The 21,464-nt window shown below is 71.7% G+C and carries 3 protein-coding genes; all 3 read right to left on the bottom strand.

What is annotated here, in order from left to right; all coding sequences use genetic code 11:
- Nucleotides 1–8: 8 nt before the first annotated feature.
- The 3 genes from V5F66_RS00515 to V5F66_RS00505 are packed head-to-tail and all read right to left on the bottom strand — an operon-like array spanning nt 9 to nt 21,454.
- Nucleotides 9–7,823 (bottom strand): SDR family NAD(P)-dependent oxidoreductase, encoded by a 7,815-nt coding sequence (locus tag V5F66_RS00515; protein WP_394092967.1) that lies wholly within the window; start codon nt 7,821–7,823, stop codon nt 9–11.
- A complete protein-coding gene (locus tag V5F66_RS00510; protein ID WP_394092966.1) occupies nt 7,820–15,952 on the bottom strand; it encodes an amino acid adenylation domain-containing protein in 8,133 nt (2,710 codons plus the stop codon). The genes V5F66_RS00515 and V5F66_RS00510 overlap by 4 nt, the downstream gene beginning before the upstream one ends.
- A 3-nt stretch (nt 15,953–15,955) precedes the next feature.
- Nucleotides 15,956–21,454 (bottom strand): type I polyketide synthase, encoded by a 5,499-nt coding sequence (locus tag V5F66_RS00505; protein WP_394092965.1) that lies wholly within the window; start codon nt 21,452–21,454, stop codon nt 15,956–15,958.
- Nucleotides 21,455–21,464: the final 10 nt, after the last annotated feature.

Below are 21,464 nucleotides of genomic sequence, written 5' to 3'. Positions count from 1 at the left end.
CGCCTGTCTCATGGTGTGTGGTCGACGCCCTCGTCCATCATCTCGCGCAGCAGCGCATCCACCTCGGCGTCGCTGAGGTTCTCGATCTGCTGGAGCGTGCGCGCCAGCGCATCTCCCCCATCCGGCACAGCCGAGGCCAAAGGCAGCCGCGAGACCGGCAGGTCCGGGGCCTCCACCATGGCCGCGAGCACCGCCGCGAACTGGCGTTCCAGCTGCTCCACGCTGGCGGCGTCAAACAGGTCGGCGTTGTAGATGAAGGAGGTGGAGAGGCCCTGGTCGGTCTCCCAGACATGCACCTCCAGATCGAAGCGCACGGTGCCGTTGTCGAGGTCCCACACCGGGCCGATCTTCAGGTCCCGCGCGTCGAGGTCGGGCTTCGGCACGCCGCGCTGGAGCACGAGGATCACGTCGCAGAGGGGATTGCGGCCGGCATGGCGCTCGGGCTTCAGCTCCTCCACCAGTTTCTCGAACGGCACGTCCTGGTGGGCGAGGCCGCCGCGCACGGTCTCCGCCTCGCGGGCGAGGGCCGCGCGCACGGTGGGGTCGCCCGAAAGGTTGCCGCGAAACACCACCATGTTGGCGAAGAAGCCGATGAGGCCCTCGATCTCCGGCCGGTCGCGATTGGCCACCAGCGAGCCGATGACGATATCGGGCGCCTCGGTGAGGCGATGCAGCAGGATGCGGAAGCCGGCCATCAGGGTGGCGAACAGCCCCGCCCCGGCGCTGCGGCCGAGCGCCTTGAGGCCATCCGCCAGATCCTTCGGCAGCATCACGGTGAAGGCGCCGCCCCGATGCACGACGGCGCCGGTGCGCGGCCGGTCGGTGGGCAGGTCCAGCACCGGCAGGGGCGCCACCAGCTGCCCGCGCCAATAGTCCAGCTCCGCCGCAAGGCGCGGCCCGCTGAGCCAGTCGCGCTGCCACACGGAGAAATCGGTGTATTGCACCGGCAGCTCCGGCAGGGGCGAGGCCTCCCCCCGGGAAAAGGCGCGGTAGAGCGCCCCCAGCTCCTGGATGAACACCACCGCCGACCAGCCGTCCGTGACGATGTGGTGCATGGCGACGATGGCCCGTTGCAGCTCCGCGCCCAGCTTCAGCACCGTGAGCTTGAACAGCGGCCCTTCGACCAGATCGAAGGTGCGGCGGGATTCCTCCTCCACCCGCCGCGCCATCTGGCGTTCGCGTTCCGCCTCGCTCAGGCCGGAGAGGTCCACCCACTCCAGCGGCAGCGCAAGATCATCGCGGATGCGCTGCACCGGCGCGCCGTCCACCTCCGGGAAAGTGGTGCGCAGCGCGCCATGGCGGCGGACGATCTCCGCCGCCGCGCGGGCGAAGGCGGCTGGCTCGAACGGGCCTTCCAGGAACAGGGAGAAGGTGACGGTGTAGAAGGCCGAGCCCGGATCGAGCCGCGACAGGAACCAGAGGCGCTGCTGCGCGAACGAGGCCGGCGCCTCGGCAAGGTGAAGAGGCACGATGCCGGCGGGCGGCGGCGCGCCCTCCCCCGCCACCGGCGCGATCTTGCCGGAGGCCACCGCCACCAATTGGGCAAGGCTGCCGGCCTCCATCATCTCCGCCACCGGCAGGTCGATCTCCAGCTCGGCGCGGATACGGTTGCGCAGCTGGATGCTGACGAGGGAATCCAGCCCCAATTCCTGCAACGACTGGGTTTCGGAGAGCACCTCCCCGCCCTCCAGCCGCAGCAGGCGGCTGACGACGCCGCGCAGGTAATCCAGCAGCAGGCCGTCGCGGCGGGCGGCATCGGCGCCGCGCAAGGCGGTGCGCAGGGCGGCGAAGGTCTCGGCGGCGGCGGCGGCCTGCTCCAGCTCCCGCTCCACATGGGCGAGCACCGAAAGGCGGCGGGGCAGACCCTCGAAATAAAGCCGCCAGTCGAACGGGGCAACGCCCACCTCGGGGCCGCCCTCGCGCATCAGCTGGCCGAGGATCGCGAGCCCCTTCGCCGGCGGGATGCTGCCGCCATAGGCAAGGTTCGCCGCCACCGCGCCGCCGGCGGTCATGCCGGTGTCCTGCCAGCCGCCCCAGTTGATGGCCAAAGCGGGCAGGCCCTTGGCGCGGCGGGCGTGGGCGAGCCGGTCGAGGAAGGCGTTGGCGGCGGCATAATTGGCCTGCCCCGGCGCGCCGAGCACGGAGCCGAGCGAGGAGAACAGCACGAACAGGTCCAGCGGGCGATGGGCGGTCGCCCGGTGCAGGGCGTAGGCGCCGCGCACCTTGGCGGCGAACACGCTTTCAAGCCGCGCCGGATCGAGCGCGGTGAGAACGCCGTCATCCAGCACCCCGGCGGCATGGATGACACCGCGCAGCGCCGGCATGCCGGCATCGACGGCGGCGAGCACTTGCGCGAGCGCCGCCTCGTCCCCCACGTCGGCGGCAAACACCTCCACCCGCGCGCCGGCGGCCCGCAGCGCGGCGATGGCGGCCTCGGCCTCCCGATCCGGCGGGCGGCGGCCGACGAGCGCAAGAGTGCGGGCGCCGCGCTCCACCATCCAGCCCGCCACCAGCCGGCCGATGCCGCCGAAGGCGCCGGTGACGAGATAGGTGGCGTCGGCGGCAAAATCGCCCCGCCGCGCGCCGGCGGCGGGCGTCGCCAGCACCAGCTTGCCGGTGTGCCGCGCCTTCTGCATGGCCGCCATGGCGTCGAGCGCGTCCTCCACCCCATAGACGGTGGTGACGGGCTGGCCCAGCGCGCCGGACGACATCAGCTCCAGCGCCTCGGCCAGCAGGGCGCGGACCAGCTCGGGCTCCTCCACGGCGGTGATGTCGAAATTGACGATGGAATAGGTGATGTCGCCCCGCACCGCACGGGCCTCGTCCACGCTCCAGATGTCGCGCTTGCCGATCTCCACGAAATGCCCGCCCGGCGCCACCACCGAGAGGCTGGCGGGAATGGCTTCACCGCCCAGGCTGTTGAGCACGATGTCGACGCCACGCCCGCCGGTCAGCCGCATGATCTCGTCGGCGAAGGCGGTGTCGCGCGAGTTCATGATGTGGGTGACGCCGAGCGACCGCAGGAAGTCGTGCTTGTGGGGGCTGGCGGTGGCGAAGATCTCCGCGCCCACCATCTGCGCGACGCGGATGGCGGCGATGCCCACGCCGCCCGAGGCGGAATGGATCAGCACCCTGTCCCCAGACTTGATGCCGGCGAGGTGGTGAAGCCCGTACCAGGTGGTGAGATAGACGATGGGCAGGCCCGCCGCCTCTACCACGCCCATGCCATGCGGCACCTTGAAGACCACCGCCGCCGGCAGGGTGACGTGACTGGCGAAGGTGCCGAAATGCATGGCGACCACCGCGTCGCCGGGCGCAAGGCCGGTGACGCCCGGCCCCACCCGCAGCACCCGCCCGGAGCATTCGCCGCCGAACGGGCCGGCCTCGCCGGGATAAAGGCCCATGGCGTTCAGCACGTCACGGAAGTTGAGGCCCATGCCCAGCACTTCCAGCTCCACCTCTCCGGCCTGCGGGCGGCGGCGGGCATGGGGCACCACAAGCAGCCGGTCGAGGCCGCCCTCGGGCGTCCGGTCGATGCGATAAGGGGTATCGGGAATGTCCAGCCGGCTCTGCGCCGCCGTGCTCTGGTGGTGCTTCAGCCGCGCCACGAAGCGCCTTCCGGCGCGATAGGCCACCTGCTGCTCGCCATCGGCGCCGGTGAGTTCGGCGGCGATCTGCGCGGCCTCGTCTGTTGCGGCTTCGGGTGCGAGGTCGAGGATTGTTGCGGGCAGGTCGGGATATTCGTGCCACACGGTGCGCACCAGGCCCCAGAGCGGGGCGGCGGCCAGACCCTCGGCAACGCCCCCCTCGACAACGCCCTCCCCGGCCGGCGCCTCGTCGGGCACGACACCGCCCTGGGCGCCACGCGTGAGCACGACCAGCGGCAGATCACGGGTGCGCCCGGCGGCGATCATGGCCTGTATCAGCGCCAGCAGGTCCGCGCTCGCGCGCTGGGCGGCATCGGGGAGAGGGATATCGCTTGAAGCGAGCGCCCTGAGATCCACAAGGCCGGCAAGGGCGCCGGTAGCGAGGAGCTCCGGCAGGCGGCCCACCTCCCCTGCCGGCAGAAGCAGCGCGGACCATCCCAGCATGTACAGCCGAGCGGCGATGGCACGCGCCAGCCCATCGCCGCCGAGGAGAACCCACGGCCCCGCCCCCGGCCCCTCGACGCCCGAAGGGGTTTCAGCCGACTCCCAGGCGAGGTCATAGAGCCAGGTGTCGATGCCGCCGGCATCCTGCGGCAGCACCACGTCGCGGGTGATGCGGCGCGACTTCAGCCCCGCCGCCTCCGCCGCCACCGCGCCCTGCGCGTCGAACAGGCGCAGGGTGGAGACATGGTCGGCGACGCCTTCCCCTTCCCCGCCGTGCAGGCGGGAATGGCTGAAGATGTCGCCCGGCACGAGGCCGCGCACGGTGAGGCGGTCGAGGCTCACTGGCAGGTAGGTGTCGGCGTCATTCATGGCGCCGAAGGCGGCGCCCAGCGCCTGGAAGCAGGCATCCATCAGCGCCGGATGCAGGCGATAGGCATCGGCCCCGTCCCGCGCCGCGTCGGGCAGAACGATATGGGCCAGCGTCTCTCCCTCCCCGGCGGCCAGATCGGCGATGCCACGGAAGGCCGGTCCGTAGGCCAGCCCGCGCTTGAGATAATTCTCGTAGACCGAGGCCACCGGCACCGGCGCGTCGCAGCGGCGGCGGGCCGCGTCCAGTGTCTCGTCATCGGCGGGCAGGTCGGTGTCATCCTCCGCCGGCTTCACGGTGCCGGAACAGTGGAGCGTCCACTCGTTCCCAGCCGCATCGCCGCTGAAGATCTCGAAAGAATAGGCCTTCCCGGAAGCGGGCACGAACACCGCCTGCACGATGCGCTCGCCGGTGTCCGGCAGGGTCATCACCTGCTTGAAGGAGATATCCTCCAGCGTCAGTTCGTCGGTGGCGAACAGGTGAGCGCCGCCAGCCAGCGCCATTTCCAGATAGCCGGTGGCCGGCAGCACCACCGCGTCGAACACCCGATGGTCGGTGAGGAAGGCGGGATCGGTCGCGTTCAGCGCCGCCTCGAACCGCACCTCTTTGGTACCGGCCTGTCGCAGCCTTTGGCCCAGCAGTGGATGGTCGGCGCCGGTGGCGACGCCGCGCACCTTGCCGCCAGCCGTCCCGCCGGCGCGGGGCGCGGCCCAGAAGCTGCGGCGCTGGAAGGCATAGCCCGGCAGCCGCACCCGGCGGCGCGCATAGTCCGCATCAAACCCGGCCCAGTCGATCTCCACGCCGGCCAGATGCAGCCGGCCGAGGCTGTCGAGCAGCGTGCGCCAGTCGGTGCCGGGCCGGCGCAGGCTGGCCAGCCACTGCCGCCCGTCCGCGCCGGGCGCCCCATCCAGCGTCTCGCGGCCGAGCGCGCACAAAACCGGGCGCGGCCCGATCTCCACGAACAGGCTGATGCCCCGCGCGGCGGCGGCGCTGATGCCATCGAGGAAGCGCACCGGCGCCAGCACGTGGCGGCACCAATAGTCCGCGCTCGCCAGCGCACTGGTCTCCAGCCGGCCGGTGAGGTTGGACAGGATGGGAATGTCCGGCGCGCCATAGGCGACGCTTTCCGCCAGCGCGCGGAACGCCGCCATCATGGGCTGCATGAGGGGGGAGTGAAACGCATGGGACGTGGTGAGCGCCCGCGCCTTCACGCCCTTGGCCTCGAAGCCGGCGGCGATGGCCTCCACCGCCGCCCGCCGGCCGGAGATCACCGTGCTGCGCGGGGCGTTGACGGCGGCGATGGAGACATCGGCAGCGTAAGGCGCCACCGCCGCCGCCACCTCGGCCTCGGCGGCGAAGATCGTCATCATCACCCCGTCGCGGGGCAGCGCCTGCATGAGGCGGCCACGGGCGGCGATGAGCTTCAGCCCCTCCTCCAGCGTGAACACGCCGGCGAGCGTCGCGGCGGCATACTCGCCCACGCTGTGGCCCAGCATCACCGAGGGCTTCACGCCCCATGAGCGCCACAGGTCCCCCAGCGCATAGCCGAGGCTGAACAGGGCCGGCTGGGTGTAGATGGTCTCGTCGATCAGCCCTTCATCCCCCGGCGCCGGGAACAGCACGCTGAGCAACGGCCGGTCCATGAGCGGGCGGAGGACGGCGTCGCATCGATCCAGCGTGCGGCGGAAGCGCGGCGATGCCTCATAGAGCACGCGGCCCATGCCGGCATATTGGGAGCCCTGCCCCGAGAACAGGAAGGCGACCTCGGGCGCCACCGCCGCCGCCTCGCCGGAGAGGTCCGGAGCGCCGCCATCGGCGAAGGCGACAAGCTGCGCTGCCAGTTCCTCCGCCGCGCGGGCCGTCACCGCCAGCCGGTGCGGAAAATGCCGCCGCGCGGTGGCGGCGGTGAAAGCCATATCTCCCAGTTGCCCGGCGCCCGCCTCCGCCACGGCCCCGGCATAGGACCGCGCCAGATCGCGCAAGGCGGCCGCGCTGCGAGCGGAGAGGACGATTAGATGCTCCGGCCGCTCCACCTGCGGAGCGACCGCCGGCACGGCGGGGGCCTGCTCCAGCACCATGTGCACATTGGTGCCGCCCATGCCGAAGGAATTCACCCCGGCGCGGCGGGGATGGCCTTCTGCCGGCCATGGCGTCAGCTGGTCCACCACCCGGAACGGGGTGGCGGGAAAGTCGATCTCGGGATTGGGCGTCTCGAAATTCAGGCTCGGCGGGATCACCCCGTGCTTCACCGCCAGCGCCGCCTTGATGAGGCCGGTGATGCCCGCCGCCGATTCCAGATGCCCCACATTGGTCTTCACCGAGCCGATGCCGCACTTGTCGGCGCGCCGTGCCCCCGAGCCATAGGCGCGGGTGAGCGCCCGCACCTCTATGGGGTCGCCCAGCGGCGTGCCGGTGCCGTGGGCCTCCACATAGGAGATGGTGTCGGGCGAGATGCCGGCCTGCGCCAGCGCGGTGGCGATGACGCGGGCCTGCCCGTCCACGCTGGGGGCGGAGAAGCCCACCTTGTGGTCGCCGTCATTGTTGACGCCCCAGCCGCGGATCACGGCGTGGATGGGATCGCCATCAGCCACCGCATCCTCCAGCCGCTTCAGCGCCACCACACCCACGCCGCTGCCGAAGATGGTGCCCCGCGCTTTGGCGTCGAACGCCCGGCAATGGCCGTCCGGCGACAGGATGCTGCCATCCTCGAACAGGTATCCGCTTTTCAGCGGCAGCTTCACCGTGACCCCGCCCGCCAGTGCCACGTCCGCCTGCAGGTTGAGCAGGCTGTCGCAGGCCATGGCGACGGCGGTGAGGGAGGTGGAGCAGGCGGTCTGCACGCTCACGCTCGGCCCCCTCAGGCCCAGCTTGTAGGAGACGCGGGTGGCCAGATAATCCTTGTCGTTGCCCAGCACGGTCTCAAGGCTGCCCACCGAGCCGATCTCGGCGCGCAGGTGCAGCAGGCCGTAGGTGGAGAAGCTGGCGCCGCCGAACACCGCGATCTCGCCGGCAAAGCGCTCGGGCACGATGCCGGCGTCTTCCAGCGCCAGCCACGCATGCTCCAGGAACAGGCGCTGCTGCGGATCCATCAGCTCCACCTCGCGCGGGCTGATGCCGAAGAAGGCGGCGTCGAACTGGTCGATGGCGTCGAGATAGGAGCCGGCCTTCACATAATTGGGCTGGCGCAGCACGGCGGCGGGAATGCCCGCCTCCAGAAGCTCTTCATCGGTGAAGCGGGTGATGCATTCGCGGCCCTCCAGCAGCGCGCGCCAGAAGGCGGCGATGTCGCCGCTGCCGGGAAACCGGCCGCTCATGCCGATGATGGCGATGCCGTCCAGAGCTGGGGTGACGGGCGCGTTGCTCATGATGCCGCTTCCGCTTCTGTCGAATTGCCGCCGGTGCGCCGGCGGGCGAGCCGTCTCGCGCGGTCCTGCTTGGCGCGTTCCACACGCGCGACGATGTCGTCGGTTTCAAGCGCCGCCGCGCCGCCGTCGAGGAACAGCGCGAGGCGGCGGATGGAGGGGTTCTGGAACAGGTCCACCAGCGGGAAGGTGCGCGCCAGCTGCTCCTGGAGCCGGCGGTGGATCTGCACCAGATGCACCGAATTGGCGCCGAGGTCGAAGAAGTTGCTGTCGAGCCCCAGCGCCGGCAACTGCAATACAGCCTCCACCACTTCGGCGATGGTCTTCTCCACGTCGGTGGCCGGCGCCGCGCCCGCATCCGCAGCGGGCAGGACGGCGTCGGGGGACGGGAGGGCGTCGCGGTCCACCTTGCCGTTGGCGCTCAAGGGCAGGGTATCGAGCAGGATGACGCTCGACGGCAGCATGTAGTCGGGCAGCTTGCGGCGCAGGTAAGCGCGCAATTCGTCCACCGGGCTTGGCTGCTGCGGCACCTCCTCCGGGGACCAGCTTTCCAGTTGGGTCTCGGTGATGGCCCCGCCGGCGAAGCTGTGCAGCACCACGTCCGCCTCTTCGAGCCCGAGCAGGGCGCGGGCCGGCCCCTCGGCGAGGAAGCCCAGCGGGCACAGGCCGAGCTTGTGCTCGGGCGCGGCGGATGACAGGAGCTGGCCCATGTAGCCGGCCTCCAGCAGGCAGAAGTCGCGCCACAGCGGGCCATACATGGGCTCCACCGCCGCCCGCCGCCCCACCAGCACGAGGGAGAAGGCCGAGGCCTCCACCAGCGGGCGGTTGGGGCCCGGGTAAAGCGGTGTCATCTCCGCCCCCGGCCCCACCGCGACGAGGCGATGGTGGCTCGGGTCATAATAATAGGCCCCGCCCGCGAGGCCGGCGACGCGGCCGGGCTTTGCCACCACATAGGCCTGCACCGGATAGAGGCTGCCGGCCGATGGATAGCGGAACTTCGGCAGCGGCGCGCCCTCCATGGGCAGCTCCTGCAACGCGCCCAGAAGCGCGCCGAGGCGTTCCATGGTGACGCCCTCGCCCTCGAAATGGCGGAAGCTCTGGCGCGCCAGCCAGGCCGCGCGGCGCGCCGCATCGAAGCTGCCGCCGGGCAGCGCCACGGTTTCCGCGTCAGGCGCGGGCGCGCGCAGGCCGTGGCGGTCGAGCTTGAAAGCGACCCGCGCCATGGGATCGGCGAGCACATTGTCCGTGCTCAGGTCCCCGCCCGGTTCCTGTTCGGCCTCCGGCCGGGGCTTGAGCACCACATAGGCCACCAGCCGGCGATGGCCGAGGGCATCCGCCGGCGCCGCCGCCACGGCGTGTTCCACGCCCGGATGCTGCGCCAGGATGGCCTCGATCTCGCCCAGCTCGATGCGGTGGCCGTTCACCTTGATCTGGGTGTCGCGCCGGCCGAGGAACTCGATGTTGCCATCGGGCAGGAAGCGCCCGTAATCGCCGGTGCGGTACAGCCGCTCTCCGGTGCGGGGATGGCGGATGAAGGCGGCGCGCGTCTTTGCCTCGTCCTTCCAGTAGCCGTCCGCAAGGCCGGTGCCGCCGATGTAGAGCTCGCCGGGCACGTAGTCGGGCGCGGGCTCCAGCAAAGCGTTGAGGATATGAGCGGTCTGGTTGGCGAAGGGCTTGCCATAGGGAATGGAGCGCCACGCCGGGTCCACCGCCCCGATGGGATAGACCACCGCATTGATGGAGGTTTCCGTCGCCCCGCCCTGGCCGTGGAGGGCGATGGCGGGATCGAAGGCGCGGATGCGGTCGGGCAGGGACACCGGGATCCAGTCCCCGCTCATGACCACACAGCGCAGGGATGCTGGCCACAGCTCGCGGCGCGGCTCCAGCGCCTCCACCATCATCTGCATCAGCACCGGCACCGATTGCCAGACCGTGACGTTATGGCGGCGGGCAAGGTCCGCCCAATGCTCGGGATCGCGCAGCTTGTCGGCGTCCGGCAGCACGATGGCGCCGCCGGCGGACAGCGGGCAGAAGATGTCGAACACCGAAAGGTCGAAGCCCAGCGCCGAAAGGCCAAGCGTGCGGTCGCGCGGGGTGAAGCCGTAGCGGCGGGTGAAGTCGGCGATGGAATTGGCGATGGCCCGCTGGCTGATCATCACCCCCTTCGGCACCCCGGTGGAGCCGGAGGTGAAGAGCACGTAAGCCAGATCATCGAGGAAAAACAGGCCGATATCGGCACTCGCCCCGCCCGTCCCCTCCAGCAGGTCCACGGCGATGCGCGCGATGCCGTCCGGCCAGTCCAGCGCCCCATCAACGGCGGACTGGGTGAGGGCGGTGGTGACATCGCAATGGGCGAGCAGATAGGCCCGGCGCTCGCTGGGCAGGTCCGGGTCCACCGGCAGATAGGCCGCCCCCGCCATGAGGATGCCGAGCACGGCGGCCACCTGCTCCCAGTCCTTGCGCATGACCACCGCGACGAGGCGGCCCGGCCCTTCGCCCCGCGCCCGCAACAGGCTGGCGATCTCGGCCGCGCGCCGGTTGAGTTCGCCATAGGTCACGGCGCGGCGGCTGGTGAGGAGGGCCACGGCTTCGGGAGAAGCGGCAGCGTGGGTCAGGAAGGCGTCTTCCAGCCGGCGCGGCGGGAAATCCTCCCGGGTCCGGTTGACGGCGGCGCGGCGGGCGATCTGCGCGGCGGGGGCAAGGCTGCCCTGCGCTTCGCTCCACGCGCTGTCGGAGGTGGCGAGGCGCTCCACCAGATCGCCGTGGGCGGTGGCGAAATCATCCAGCAGGCAGGGCGGGAAGATCGCCTCCACCGCATCCCAGTTCAGCACCAGCGTGCCGTTCCACTCCATCACCTGATGGTCGAGCCAGACCTGCGGGGTCTGCGACACGCTCTCCACCACCTCGCCGAAGCGCTGGGCCTTCTGGCCGGCGGGGTCGATGTCGAGGGCGCTGGTGAACACCACCGGCATCAGCGCCGACACGCCGCTGCGGCGACGCTGGGCGAGCGCGCGCAGCACGTCGATGCCGCTGATGGTGCGATGCTCCAGATCGTCCCACAGCCGGGCCTGCAGCGCTCGTGCGCGATCGAGGAAGGAGGCCGGCTGGCTGTGGTCCGCTTCCAGCAAGGTGAGGGTGGTGAAGTCGCCCATCAGGCCGGTCACGTCGGGGTGCAGCGGCAGGCGGTTGAAGGTGGTGAGGTTCAAGGTGAAGCGCGGGCTGGCGCTCCAGTTGGCAAGCGCCTGCGCATAGGCGGCGATGAGCACCAGCGAGGGCGTCAGCCCGGCCGTGGCGGCGCGGTCCTTCAAAGCCTGCCACTGGGCGGGGGAGAGCCGGCGGGTGCGGCGCACGAAATGGGGCTTGTCCAGCGCGGCCGCCGCCGCCCGGTCCACCGGCAGGTCCGGCGCCGGCGGCAGGGTGTCCAGCCGGTCGAACCAGTAGCGCTGCGCGGCCTGGTAGAGCGCGCCCTGGTGCAGGCCGCGCTCGGCCAGCACATAGTCGCGGAAGCCGATGGCGAGCGGCGGGCGGGTGTCGCCGTCCGCCTCGTAACTCCGGCGCCACTCGTCGAACAGCAGGAACAGACTGGCGGCATCCGCGATCAGCGCGTCCACGCCCACATGCAGGCGCACCCGGCCGCCATCCATGAGGGTGGCGCGGATCTGGAACAGGGGCCAGCGATCGGCCGGCAGGGTCTGCCCGCTCATGGCGGCGCGCACCTCTGCAAGATGGCGCTCCACCGCGTCGGCGGGGCGGCCCCGCAAATCCTCGACCGCGATGGAATAATAGGGCACCTCCGCCAGCACCTGCTGGCGCTCCTCACTGAGGATGATCGCGCGCAGCATGTCGTGGCGCTTCACCAGCCGGTTCCACGCCGCCTCGATCCGCGGCAGGTCCCAGCCGACCTGCTCCAGCTCCAGATAGATCTGGGTCGCCGCCTGCCCCAGCTCGAAGGTGGCGGTGCGCCCCATCCAATAGGCTTCCTGGATGGGGGTGAGCGGGAACGGCTCGTGCCACGCCGCCGGGTCCGGCGTCAGCTGCGGCAGGCCAACGGCGGCATCCGCCCCGCCCTCCGCCTGGGGCTCGGCATCGATGCGCGCGGCGAGCCGCGCCACCGTGGGCGCTTCGAACAAAGCGCGCAGCGGCAGCGCCACGTCGAAGCGGGCGCGCAGCTGCGCCATCAGCAGGGTGGCCAGCAGCGAATGCCCGCCGATGCGGAAGAAGTCATCATGGATGCCCACGGCCTCGCGCTGCAGCACCTCGGCCCACAGGGTGGCGAGGCGCCGCTCGGTCTCGGTGCGCGGGGCGGCGGCTTCCGGCGCGGCGGGAGCAGTGGGCGCGGGCAGCGCGCGCGTATCGAGCTTGCCGTTGGGGGTCAGGGGCAGCGCATCAAGGAAGATGATGTCCGCCGGCACCATGTAGTCCGGCAGGCGGCCGGCCAGCGCCACGCGCAGGCCTTCGGCATCGAGCACGGGCGGGATGGCGGCGCGGGGCGGGCGGGAGCCGGGGCGCAGCCCGCGATGGGCGTAGAGGTAGTAGTTGCTCTTGACGCTCTCCTCCAGCCGCCAGTCCTGCTCCACGGTCACGGTGAAGCCCTGCGCCTTCAAGAGCGCCACCACGGCGTCGAGCCGCCCGTCCATGTCGTGGAGTTCCAGCGCCACCTGCCGGATCTTCGGCCAGTCTTCGGCGCGGATGCCGGCGAGGACCTCAGCCTCGCTCTTCTCCACATTGATCTTCAGGAGGTCGATCGTCTCCACCCCCTCCCGCGCCATGACATCCGAGAGGGTGTCCAGCGCCACATCGAGGGTGCGGCTGGCGAGGCGGTCCTCCAGCAATTCCTCCAGCAGGGCCGGGGCGAAGCCCTCACCGCCCTCGCCATCGTGCTTGCGCACGAAGGAGCGCACCACGTCCGCATCCGCCGCCCGGTCGGCGTGAAGGCCGGAGAGGAAGGAGAAGCCGGGATAGAAGGTGAAAGCGGCCTGCCCCGGCGCGGCGGCGAGCCCCGTGTTGTGAACGGTGGCGGCAACGCCATAAAGCGCCGCGTTGGCCCGCGCCAGCGCGCAGACCGTGGGGTTGGGCTCAAAGGCATGCACCCGCACGTCGGGCGCGGCGAGATGGGCCGCCAGCGTGAAGAGGCCGATATTGGCCCCAACGTCGAACACCGTATCGCCGGCGCGCAGCTCCACCCCGTGGCGGAAATAGGCTTCCAGCTCGAACATTTCCTCGTAGAGGAAGTCGGTCTCGTTGCGGTTGAGATGCGCCACCGCAAGGCCATTGGGCAGCACATGGCGCGGCGCGCCGTTCACCAGCGGCGCGCGGGCGGGATCGGCCACCACATAGGCCACCAAGCGCTGCATCGCGCCCGCCCCGTGGAGCACCACGGCGGCATCGCGCACGCCCTCCACCGCCTTCAGCGCGGCGGCGATCTCCCCCGGCTCGATGCGATAGCCGCGCAATTTCACCTGCGCGTCGGCCCGGCCGAGGAAGACAAGCGAGCCATCGGCCCGGCGGCGCACGAGATCGCCGGTGCGATAGACCGGCCCGTTGTCGAACGGCAGCGCAACGAAGCGCCGGGCGGTCAGCTCCGGTTCGCCCAGATAGCCCCGCGCCACCCCGGCGCCGCCGATGAAAAGCTCCCCCGCCATGCCCTGCGGCACAGGGCGGCCGGCATCATCCAGCACATAGGTGCGCACGTTCGCCAACGCCCGGCCCATGTGGGGCACGGGGCCGGCAATCAGGGCGGCGGTGGCATCGACGGTGCATTCCGTCGGCCCGTAGAGGTTGAAGAAACGCACGTCGGACTGCGCCGCAAGCTGCGCCCACAAGGCCCCGTCGATGGGCTCGCCGCCCACCAGCACCGCCTTCGGCCGCGCGTGGCCGGGCGACAGCAGGCCCTCGGCCAGCAGCATGGAGAGGTGGGTGGGCGTCACGTCCAGCACGTCGATGGCGTGGTCGCGCAGATAGGCGACCAGCGCGGCCGGGTCCTCCCGCGCCGCATCGGGGATCACGTCCAGCGTGTGGCCACCGAGCAGCTGGATGATCTGCTTGACCGAGGTGTCGAACACCACCGGCCCGTTCATCGCCACCCGCAGCGGCCCGTCGCCGAGGCCGGCATGGACGCTGGCATGAAGCGCGTGGAACAGGTTCACCACCGCACCGTGGGGCACCACCACCCCGCGCGGACGCCCCGTGGAGCCGGAGGTGTGGAGGATATAGGCCGGGTCATCCGGCCCCACGGCGATCTCCGGCACCGTGGAAGGCACCGTGGAAGGCTCATGGGCAATGGCGGGGTCGCACAGGGCGATCCCCTCACCCAGCGCGCCATCCACCGCATGCGCCACGGCGATGCGGGCGCCGCTTTGGGCCAGGATCTCCGCCTGCCGCGCCGTCGGCCAGTGGGGATCCAGCGGCACATAGGCCGCCCCGGCCTTCAGGATGCCGACGAGGCCGATGATCAGCCCCACCGAGCGCTGAAGCCGCAGCGCCACCGCCTGCCCCGGCCCGGCGCCGAGGCTGATGAGGCGATGGGCCAGCCGGTTGGCGGCGGCGTCCAGTTCGGCATAGGTGAGGCTGTCCGCCCCGCAGGTGACCGCAATCGCCTCCGGCTGGCGCGCGGCCACGGCGGCGAAGAGCACATGGAGCCGCCGCTCCGGGCCGATCTCCAGCCGTGGCCCGAGGCCGGCGGCCAGCGCCTCCCGCGCCTCCTCATCCGACATAAGGGCAAGGTCGGCCAGCGCCGCATCAGGCCGGGCGGCGATGTCCGCCAGCAGAGCCTGGAACTGCCGCGCCATGGCCTCCACGGTCTGGCGGTCGAACAGGTCGGCTGAATACTCGAAGGTGCCCACCAGCCCGGCGCCGTCATCCTTGATGGAGAGGCCGAGATCGAACTTGCTGGTGCCGGGGTCCACGTCCAGATACTCGACGGAGAGCCCCGCCGGCGCGATGCCCGCCGGCAGCTTCTGCACGTCGAACATGAGCGCTGTGAGCGGCACCGGCCCCAGATCCCGTTCCCGGCGCAGATGCTCCACCAGCCGCTCGTGGGGATAAAGCTGGTGCGCCCGCGCGCCGGTCGCCGCCGCGCTCACAGCGCCCAGCGCAGCGCGGAACGAGGCTTGCGCGTCCAGCCTCAGGCGCAGCACCAGCGTGTTGATGAACAGGCCCACCGCGCTTTCCAGCTCGGGCAGGTCGCGGGTGGTCGAGGGCACGGCAAGGAGCACGTCGTCGGTGCCGCCGTGGCGCGACAAGAGCACGCCGTAGGCCGCCGCCAGCGTCGCGAATAAAGTGGTCTCGCAGCTCTGGGCCAGCGCGCGCAGCGCCGCGCTCAAGTCCGCATCGCAGCGAAAAACCACGCGCCCGCCTGCGGTGCCGCGCAAGGCCGGGCGTGGCCGGTCCAGCGGCAGGGCGGGGGGCGGCGGGGCATCCGCCAGCGTCCCCGTCCAGTAGTCGCGCTCGGCATCCAGCGCGCCGGCGGCGAAGCGCGCGCGCTCCCACACCGCATAATCGGCATATTGCACCTGCGGCGCGGGGGCCGGCAGGCGCTCCCCGCGCTGGCGGGCGCCATAGACGGCGAAGATCTCGCGGAACAGGCCGGCGGCTGACCAGCCGTCGAGCACGATGTGGTGGACCACGAACACCAGCACCTGCTCATCCGGCCCCAACTCAAGCGCGCAGAGCCGCAGCAGCGGCGGCGTGGCAAGCGTGAACGGGCGGCGGATCACCTCGCGGATGGCCGCGTCCAGCCCCTCTTGGCCCTGCCCCGCAAGATCGCGCCGCTCCAGCGGCAGCGGCGCCGGCGGGGCGATGACCTGCTCCGCCGGCGCCGCTGCCGGCACGATGCCGGTGCGCAAAATCTCGTGCCGGGCGATCAGCTCGTCGATGGCCGCGCCGATGAAGTCGAGCCGGAGCGGACCGCGCACGCGCAGCACCACCGCCTCGTTATAGGCCGGGCTCGAAGGGTCGATCTGGTGCTCGAACCACAGCCGCTCCTGCGCGAATGATAGGGGAAAGCCCCGCCCGTCGCGCGGCTGGGGCGGGATGCGCGGCGCGGCCGGGGCCTGCGTCCGCTGCCCGAGCCGGCGCGCCAGCAGTTCGCGCTGCTGGGGAGACAATTGGGCGAGGCGCTCTTCGATGTTCATGGATCAGGCCACCTTCTGCCCGGACGCGAGCAGCGCCTCGACTTCCGCTTCCGGCAGGTCCTCGATCTCGTCCAGCAGGGCCTTGAGGCGATCGTCGGCGGCGAGCTCCCCGTCCAGCCAGTCGGCAAGGCGCGCCACCGAACCGGTGAACAGGTCCACGATGCTGGGCGTCAGGTCGAACTGGCGCCTGACGCGGTTGCGGATTTCCACCGCCATGATGGAATCCATGCCCAAGGTGGTCAGCGCCCGCCGGTGGTCGAGCTTGTCCGCATCGAAGCGCAGCACGGCGGCGACGATAGCGCCGAGGCGCGCGCGCAGCTCCGCCTTGCGTTCGGCCGGCGCCATCAGCAGCAAGTCGGCGATGCCGGCGCTCGTGGAGGGGGTATCGGGCGCGGCCGCCGCCTGAACCAGCTCCAGCCGCGCCGAGGCCGGCACCTGCGCCCAGTCGGCGTTCAGCACCAGCGCCTGCGTCTCCCCCCGGGCCACGAGGTGGTCGAGGGCCGCCATGCCCTGTTCCGGCGCGATGGGCTCCACGCCCGACAGCCCGGCCCGGTCGGCAAGGCCAAGGCGCGCGAACAGGCCGATGTCCGCCCACGGCCCCCAATTGATGGCGGTGGCCGGCAGGCCCGCTGCGCGGCGGTGAGCGGCCAGCGCATCCTCGAAGGCGTTGGCGGCGCCATAGCCGGCCTGCCCCACCTGCCCCAACACCGAGGAGGCGGAGGAGAACAGCACGAAATGATCGAGCGGCAGATCTCCCGTCTGCCGGTGGAGCGCGAGGGCGCCAGCCACCTTGGGCCGCATCACGGCGGCAATGTCTTCGCCGGTCATGCGCAGCAGCAGGGCGTCCTGGATCACCCCCGCCGCATGCACCACGCCGCGGATGGGCGGGTGCGCCTCGGCCCGATAGGCGGCGAGGAAGGCGGCGAGGCGCGCCTCATCCGCCACGTCGAACGCCTCCACCCGCACGGAAGCGCCCAGCTGTTCCAGCCCCCGCACGGCGGCGACGCGCCGGCCGGCCTCGCTTTCGCCGGGCAGCGCCGCCCAGTCCGCGCGCGGCGGCAGGACCGTGCGGCCGATGAGGATCAGCCGCCGGGCGCCCCGCGCCACCAGGAAGCGCGCAGTCTCAAGGCCAAGTCCGGTGAGGCCGCCGGTGACCAGATAGCTCGCATCCGGCCGCAGCAGCACCGGGCCGGCGGCAATATCTGGCTTCGGCAGGCGGGCGAGCCGGCCCACCCGCCGCCGGCCGGCGCGCAATGCGATTTCCCGGTCGGCGATATCCCGGTCGGCGCCAAGATCCAGCATCTCGTCGGCCGCCTCCACGCAGGAGCCGGCGGGGTCGGCGGGATCAAGATCGATCTGCGCCCCCCAGATTTCCGCATGCTCGAGGCCCACCACCCGGCCGAAGCCCCAAAGCGGCGCTGCCACCAGATCGGGCGCCGGGTCCGCCCCATCGCAGGCGATTGCCCCATGGGTGACGATGAACAGACGCGCCCCTCCCGCCCCTTCCGCCAGCGCCTTCACCGCCGGAAGCGCGCGCCCCGCCACCGCCTCGAACACGGCCTCCGGCACATCCGTGCCGCCCGCCCCGTCTTCCAGCAGCACCACGCCGCGCAGGGCGGCACCGGCCGCGGCGATGTCGGCCGCCAGATCCGCGCAGGGCGCGAGCAGGCGCACCTCCCCGCCCCGCTGGCGCAGGGTCGCGGCGAGGCTGTCGGCCACGGCGCCCGGCACCCCTGAAAGCAGCCACAGGCCGGCGGCATCGGCCGACGCTGTGTGTGACGCGCGCGTGCGTTCGTGCCATTCCAGATGATAGAGGCTGTCGCGCAGGGACGCGCTGGCCCGCGGCCGCATCTCGTCCACCCGGCGCAGGGCAAGGCCGGTGACGCGCGCCACCACTGTGCCGTCCGCATCGCTCAGGGTGAGGTCGGCGGCAAGGCGCGGCGCGCCGGGCACCGCATCTGATACCAGCCGTGCATGGACGAAGACCCGCGCCGGCACCGCCGCAAGCTGCGCCAGCCTGCCCACCCCCTGCGGCAGGTAGACCGGCCGCGCGCCGTCCCCCTCGGTCCCGATGGCAGCCACCACCTGGAACGCCCCGTCCAGCAGCGCCGGATGGAGCCCGAAGGCGGTGTCGGACAGGCCCTCCGGCAGCGCCACTTCCGCCCACGCATCGGTGGCGCCGGCCCGCAGCGTCCGCACGCCCCGGAAAGCCGGGCCATAATCGAGCCCCCCGGCAGCAAACTGGCGGTAGAAGCCGGCGAGATCGACGGGCTCGGCGGCCTCATCCACCACCGGCACGGGGCCGGCCGGCGCCTCGGGGCCAGAGCGGCGCACGCCGATGCGCGCATGCAGGGTCCAGTCATCCTCGCCCTGAACAGGTCGGCTCAGCACCGCCACCTCAGCGCCATCGCCGCCGGTGCGGGTCAGCGTCACCTGCAGGCGGCGCGCCTCGCCCTCGGGCAACAGCAGCATCTTCTCGAAGCGGGCATCTTCCAGCACCAGAGCCTGCCTCGGCAACGCCTCTCGCACGGCCGTCAGCGCCATCTCCAGATAGGCCGCGCCGGGCAAGACGGGCACGCCGGAGAGGGCATGGTCGCGCAGCCACGGCAGGCTCGAACTGTCGATCTCCCCATCCCAGAAGTGCGCGCCGCCCTGCGCCGCCGCGAACGGCGCGCCGAGCAAAGGATGGCTGCCCGCCTTGCGCGCGCCGGCCGAACCGCCGGTGGTGGCGGCGATCTGGTCCACCCAGAAATGTACGCGCTGCCAGGGATAGGCCGGCAGCGACACGCAGCGCCCCGCGGGCAGCACGCGACCCCAGTCCACCGCCAAACCGTTGGCCCACAGCCCGCCGAGCGCGGTGGCGAGATCCAGCGCGCCGTCCCCCTCCCGCGTCAGGCTGCCCAGCGCGACGCCGTCCGCGCCCACATGCTGGAGGATCTGGCGCAGCGCCCCCACCAGCACCGGATGGGGGCTGATTTCGAGGAACAGATGCGCCCGCTCGAGGGAGAGCCTGGCCACCGCATCGGCGACGCGGAAGGGCTCGCGCAGGTTGCGGCTCCAATAGGCGGCATCAAGGTTCGGGCCGGGCTCGTCCTTCAGCGTCACCGTGGAGAGGAACCGCACCTGCGCCGACTGGGGCGCTATTCCGGCGAGGGCTTTTTCCAGCGCCGGGCGCAGGCTGTCCATGGCCGGGCTGTGGGCCGGCACGTCCACATTCTCCAAAAGCCGGGCGAAGATGCCCGCTGCCTCCAGCTCCGCCAGATAGGCTTTGAGCGCATCGCCATCCCCGGCGATGAGGGTGGAGGCGAAGCTGGTGACGCCGGCCACGGCGAGCCGGTCGGCCTGCGGCGCCAGCGCGGCTTCCACCTCCGCCGCCGGCAGGCCCACAACGGCGGTGGCGCCCGCCCCGCGCTTGGTGCGCAGCAGCCGGCTGCGGGCGAGGATGACCCGCGCCGCATCCTCCAGCGAGAGGATGCCGGCGGCGAAGGCCGCGGGGATCTCGCCCATGCTCTGGCCGATCACGACCTCCGGCACCACGCCGAGCGCCCGCCACAGGGCTACGAGGCCCGCCTGCATGGCGAAGATCGCGGGCTGCACCACATCGATGTCGTCGAGGCGCGAGGCGTCCGGCGCCGCGTTCATCTCGTCTACGAGGGACCAGCCGGCCTCGGTGCGTACCAGCGCATCCAGCCGGTCGATCACCGCGCGAAAGGCGGGCGCGGCGGCATAGAGGTCGCGGCCCATGCCCAGCCAGTGGGAGCCCTGTCCGGAGAAGACGAAGGCCAGCGGCATGCCGGCCTCGCCATCGACGGCGGTGCCGGGGACCACATGGCGCGCGTCCTCGCCGGCGAGATGGGCCTCCAGCCGGTCGGCCATCTCCTCCCGGCTGGTAGCGGCCACTGCAAGGCGAAAGGCGTGGGGCGTACGGCGCAGGGCAGCGGTGGCGCAGATGTCGGTAAGCGCTGGCGCATCGGGCGCCCGCAGGAAGGCCGCATAGGACCGGGCCAGAGCCGTGAGCGCATCCGGCGATTTCGCCGACAGGGGCAGCACATAGGCCGTCGCGGCTTCGGCAGATGCGGAGACGGTAGGCGCGGAGACGGTGGGCGGGTCGAGGACCGCCGGCGCCTCCTCCAGCACCACATGCACATTGGCGCCGCCGAACGAGAAGGCGCTGACCCCGGCGATGATCGGCTGGTCCGGCGCGGGAAAAGATCCTGCGGCGGTGCGCACCTGCAGCGCGAAAGGCGCCTCGGACAGGGCCGGATGGGGGGTCTCGAAATGCAGATTTCCCGGCAGCAGGCGGTGCTTCAGCGCCAGCGCGGTCTTGATGATGCCGGCGATGCCGGCGGCAGATTCGGTGTGGCCGATATTGCTCTTCACCGAGCCCACCACGCAGCCGTGTCCCGGTGCGCGATCGGTGCCCAGCACCTTGGCCAGGGCCTGCAGCTCGATGCGGTCGCCGACGATGGTGCCGGTGCCGTGGGCCTCCACATATTGCACCCGGCCGGGCGCGATGCCGGCCTTGCCATAGGCCTCGCGCAGCAGCCGTTCCTGCGCCTGCCCGTTGGGGGCGGCGATGCCGTTGCTGCGCCCGTCATGGTTCACCGCGCTGGCGCGGATCAGGGCATAGATCCGGTCGCCGTCGGCCTCAGCCTGCGACAGCAGCTTCAGCACCACCATGCCGGCGCCTTCCGAGCGCGCCATGCCGTCGGAGGCGGCATCGAAGGTGTGGCAGCGCCCGCGTGGGGAGAGCGCCCCCATGCGCGAGAAGCAGATGTCCGGCGCCGGCACCAGATTCACCGCCACCCCGCCGCACAGGGCGAGCGTCGCCTCGCCATTGCGCAGGGTCTGGCAGGCAAGGTGCAGCGCCAAGAGCGAGCCCGAGCAGGCGGTGTCCACCGTGAGGCTCGGGCCGTGGAGGTCCAGCACATAGGACAGCCGATTGGCGATGATGGAATTGGAGGTGCCGGTGCCGGTGGCAGCGCTGACCCAGCGGTCGTCCGCCGTGATCAGCTGGTTGTAGTCGTTGGTCAGCGTGCCCACCACCACCGAAGTGAGGGAGCCGGCGATGCGGTCGGCCGGAATGCCGGCATCCTCCAATGCCTCCCAGGCGGTTTCCAGCACCAGCCGCTGGCGCGGATCGATGAACGGCGCCTCGCGCGGGGTGATGCCGAAGAAGTCGGCGTCGAACCTGTCGAGGTTCGGCAGATAGCCGCCCTCGCGGCTCACCGTCCTGCCGCGCGCCTGTGGGTCGGGATTGTAGAGGCTGTCAATGTTCCAGCGGTCCGGCGGCACCGGGCCAAGGGGGTCCTCGCCCCGAACCAGAAGGTCCCAGAACCCCGAGAGGTCTGCGGCGCCAGGAAAGCGGCATCCCATGCCCACGATGGCCACCGGCTCGCCCTGCCGGCGCTCAAGCACATCCACCTTGGCGCGCAGGTCGCGGATCGCGCGCAACGCCCGTTCGGTGGTGGTCGCAGAGCTGCCGGCGGTGCGGTCGGGCATGGATTTCGCC

This window comes from Xanthobacter versatilis, from assembly GCF_043193975.1.
In the GTDB taxonomy this organism is placed as follows: Bacteria; Pseudomonadota; Alphaproteobacteria; order Rhizobiales; family Xanthobacteraceae; genus Xanthobacter; species Xanthobacter autotrophicus_E.
The sequence above is the reverse complement of the archived record's forward strand: the minus strand, read 5'-3'. Positions and strand labels throughout refer to the sequence as shown.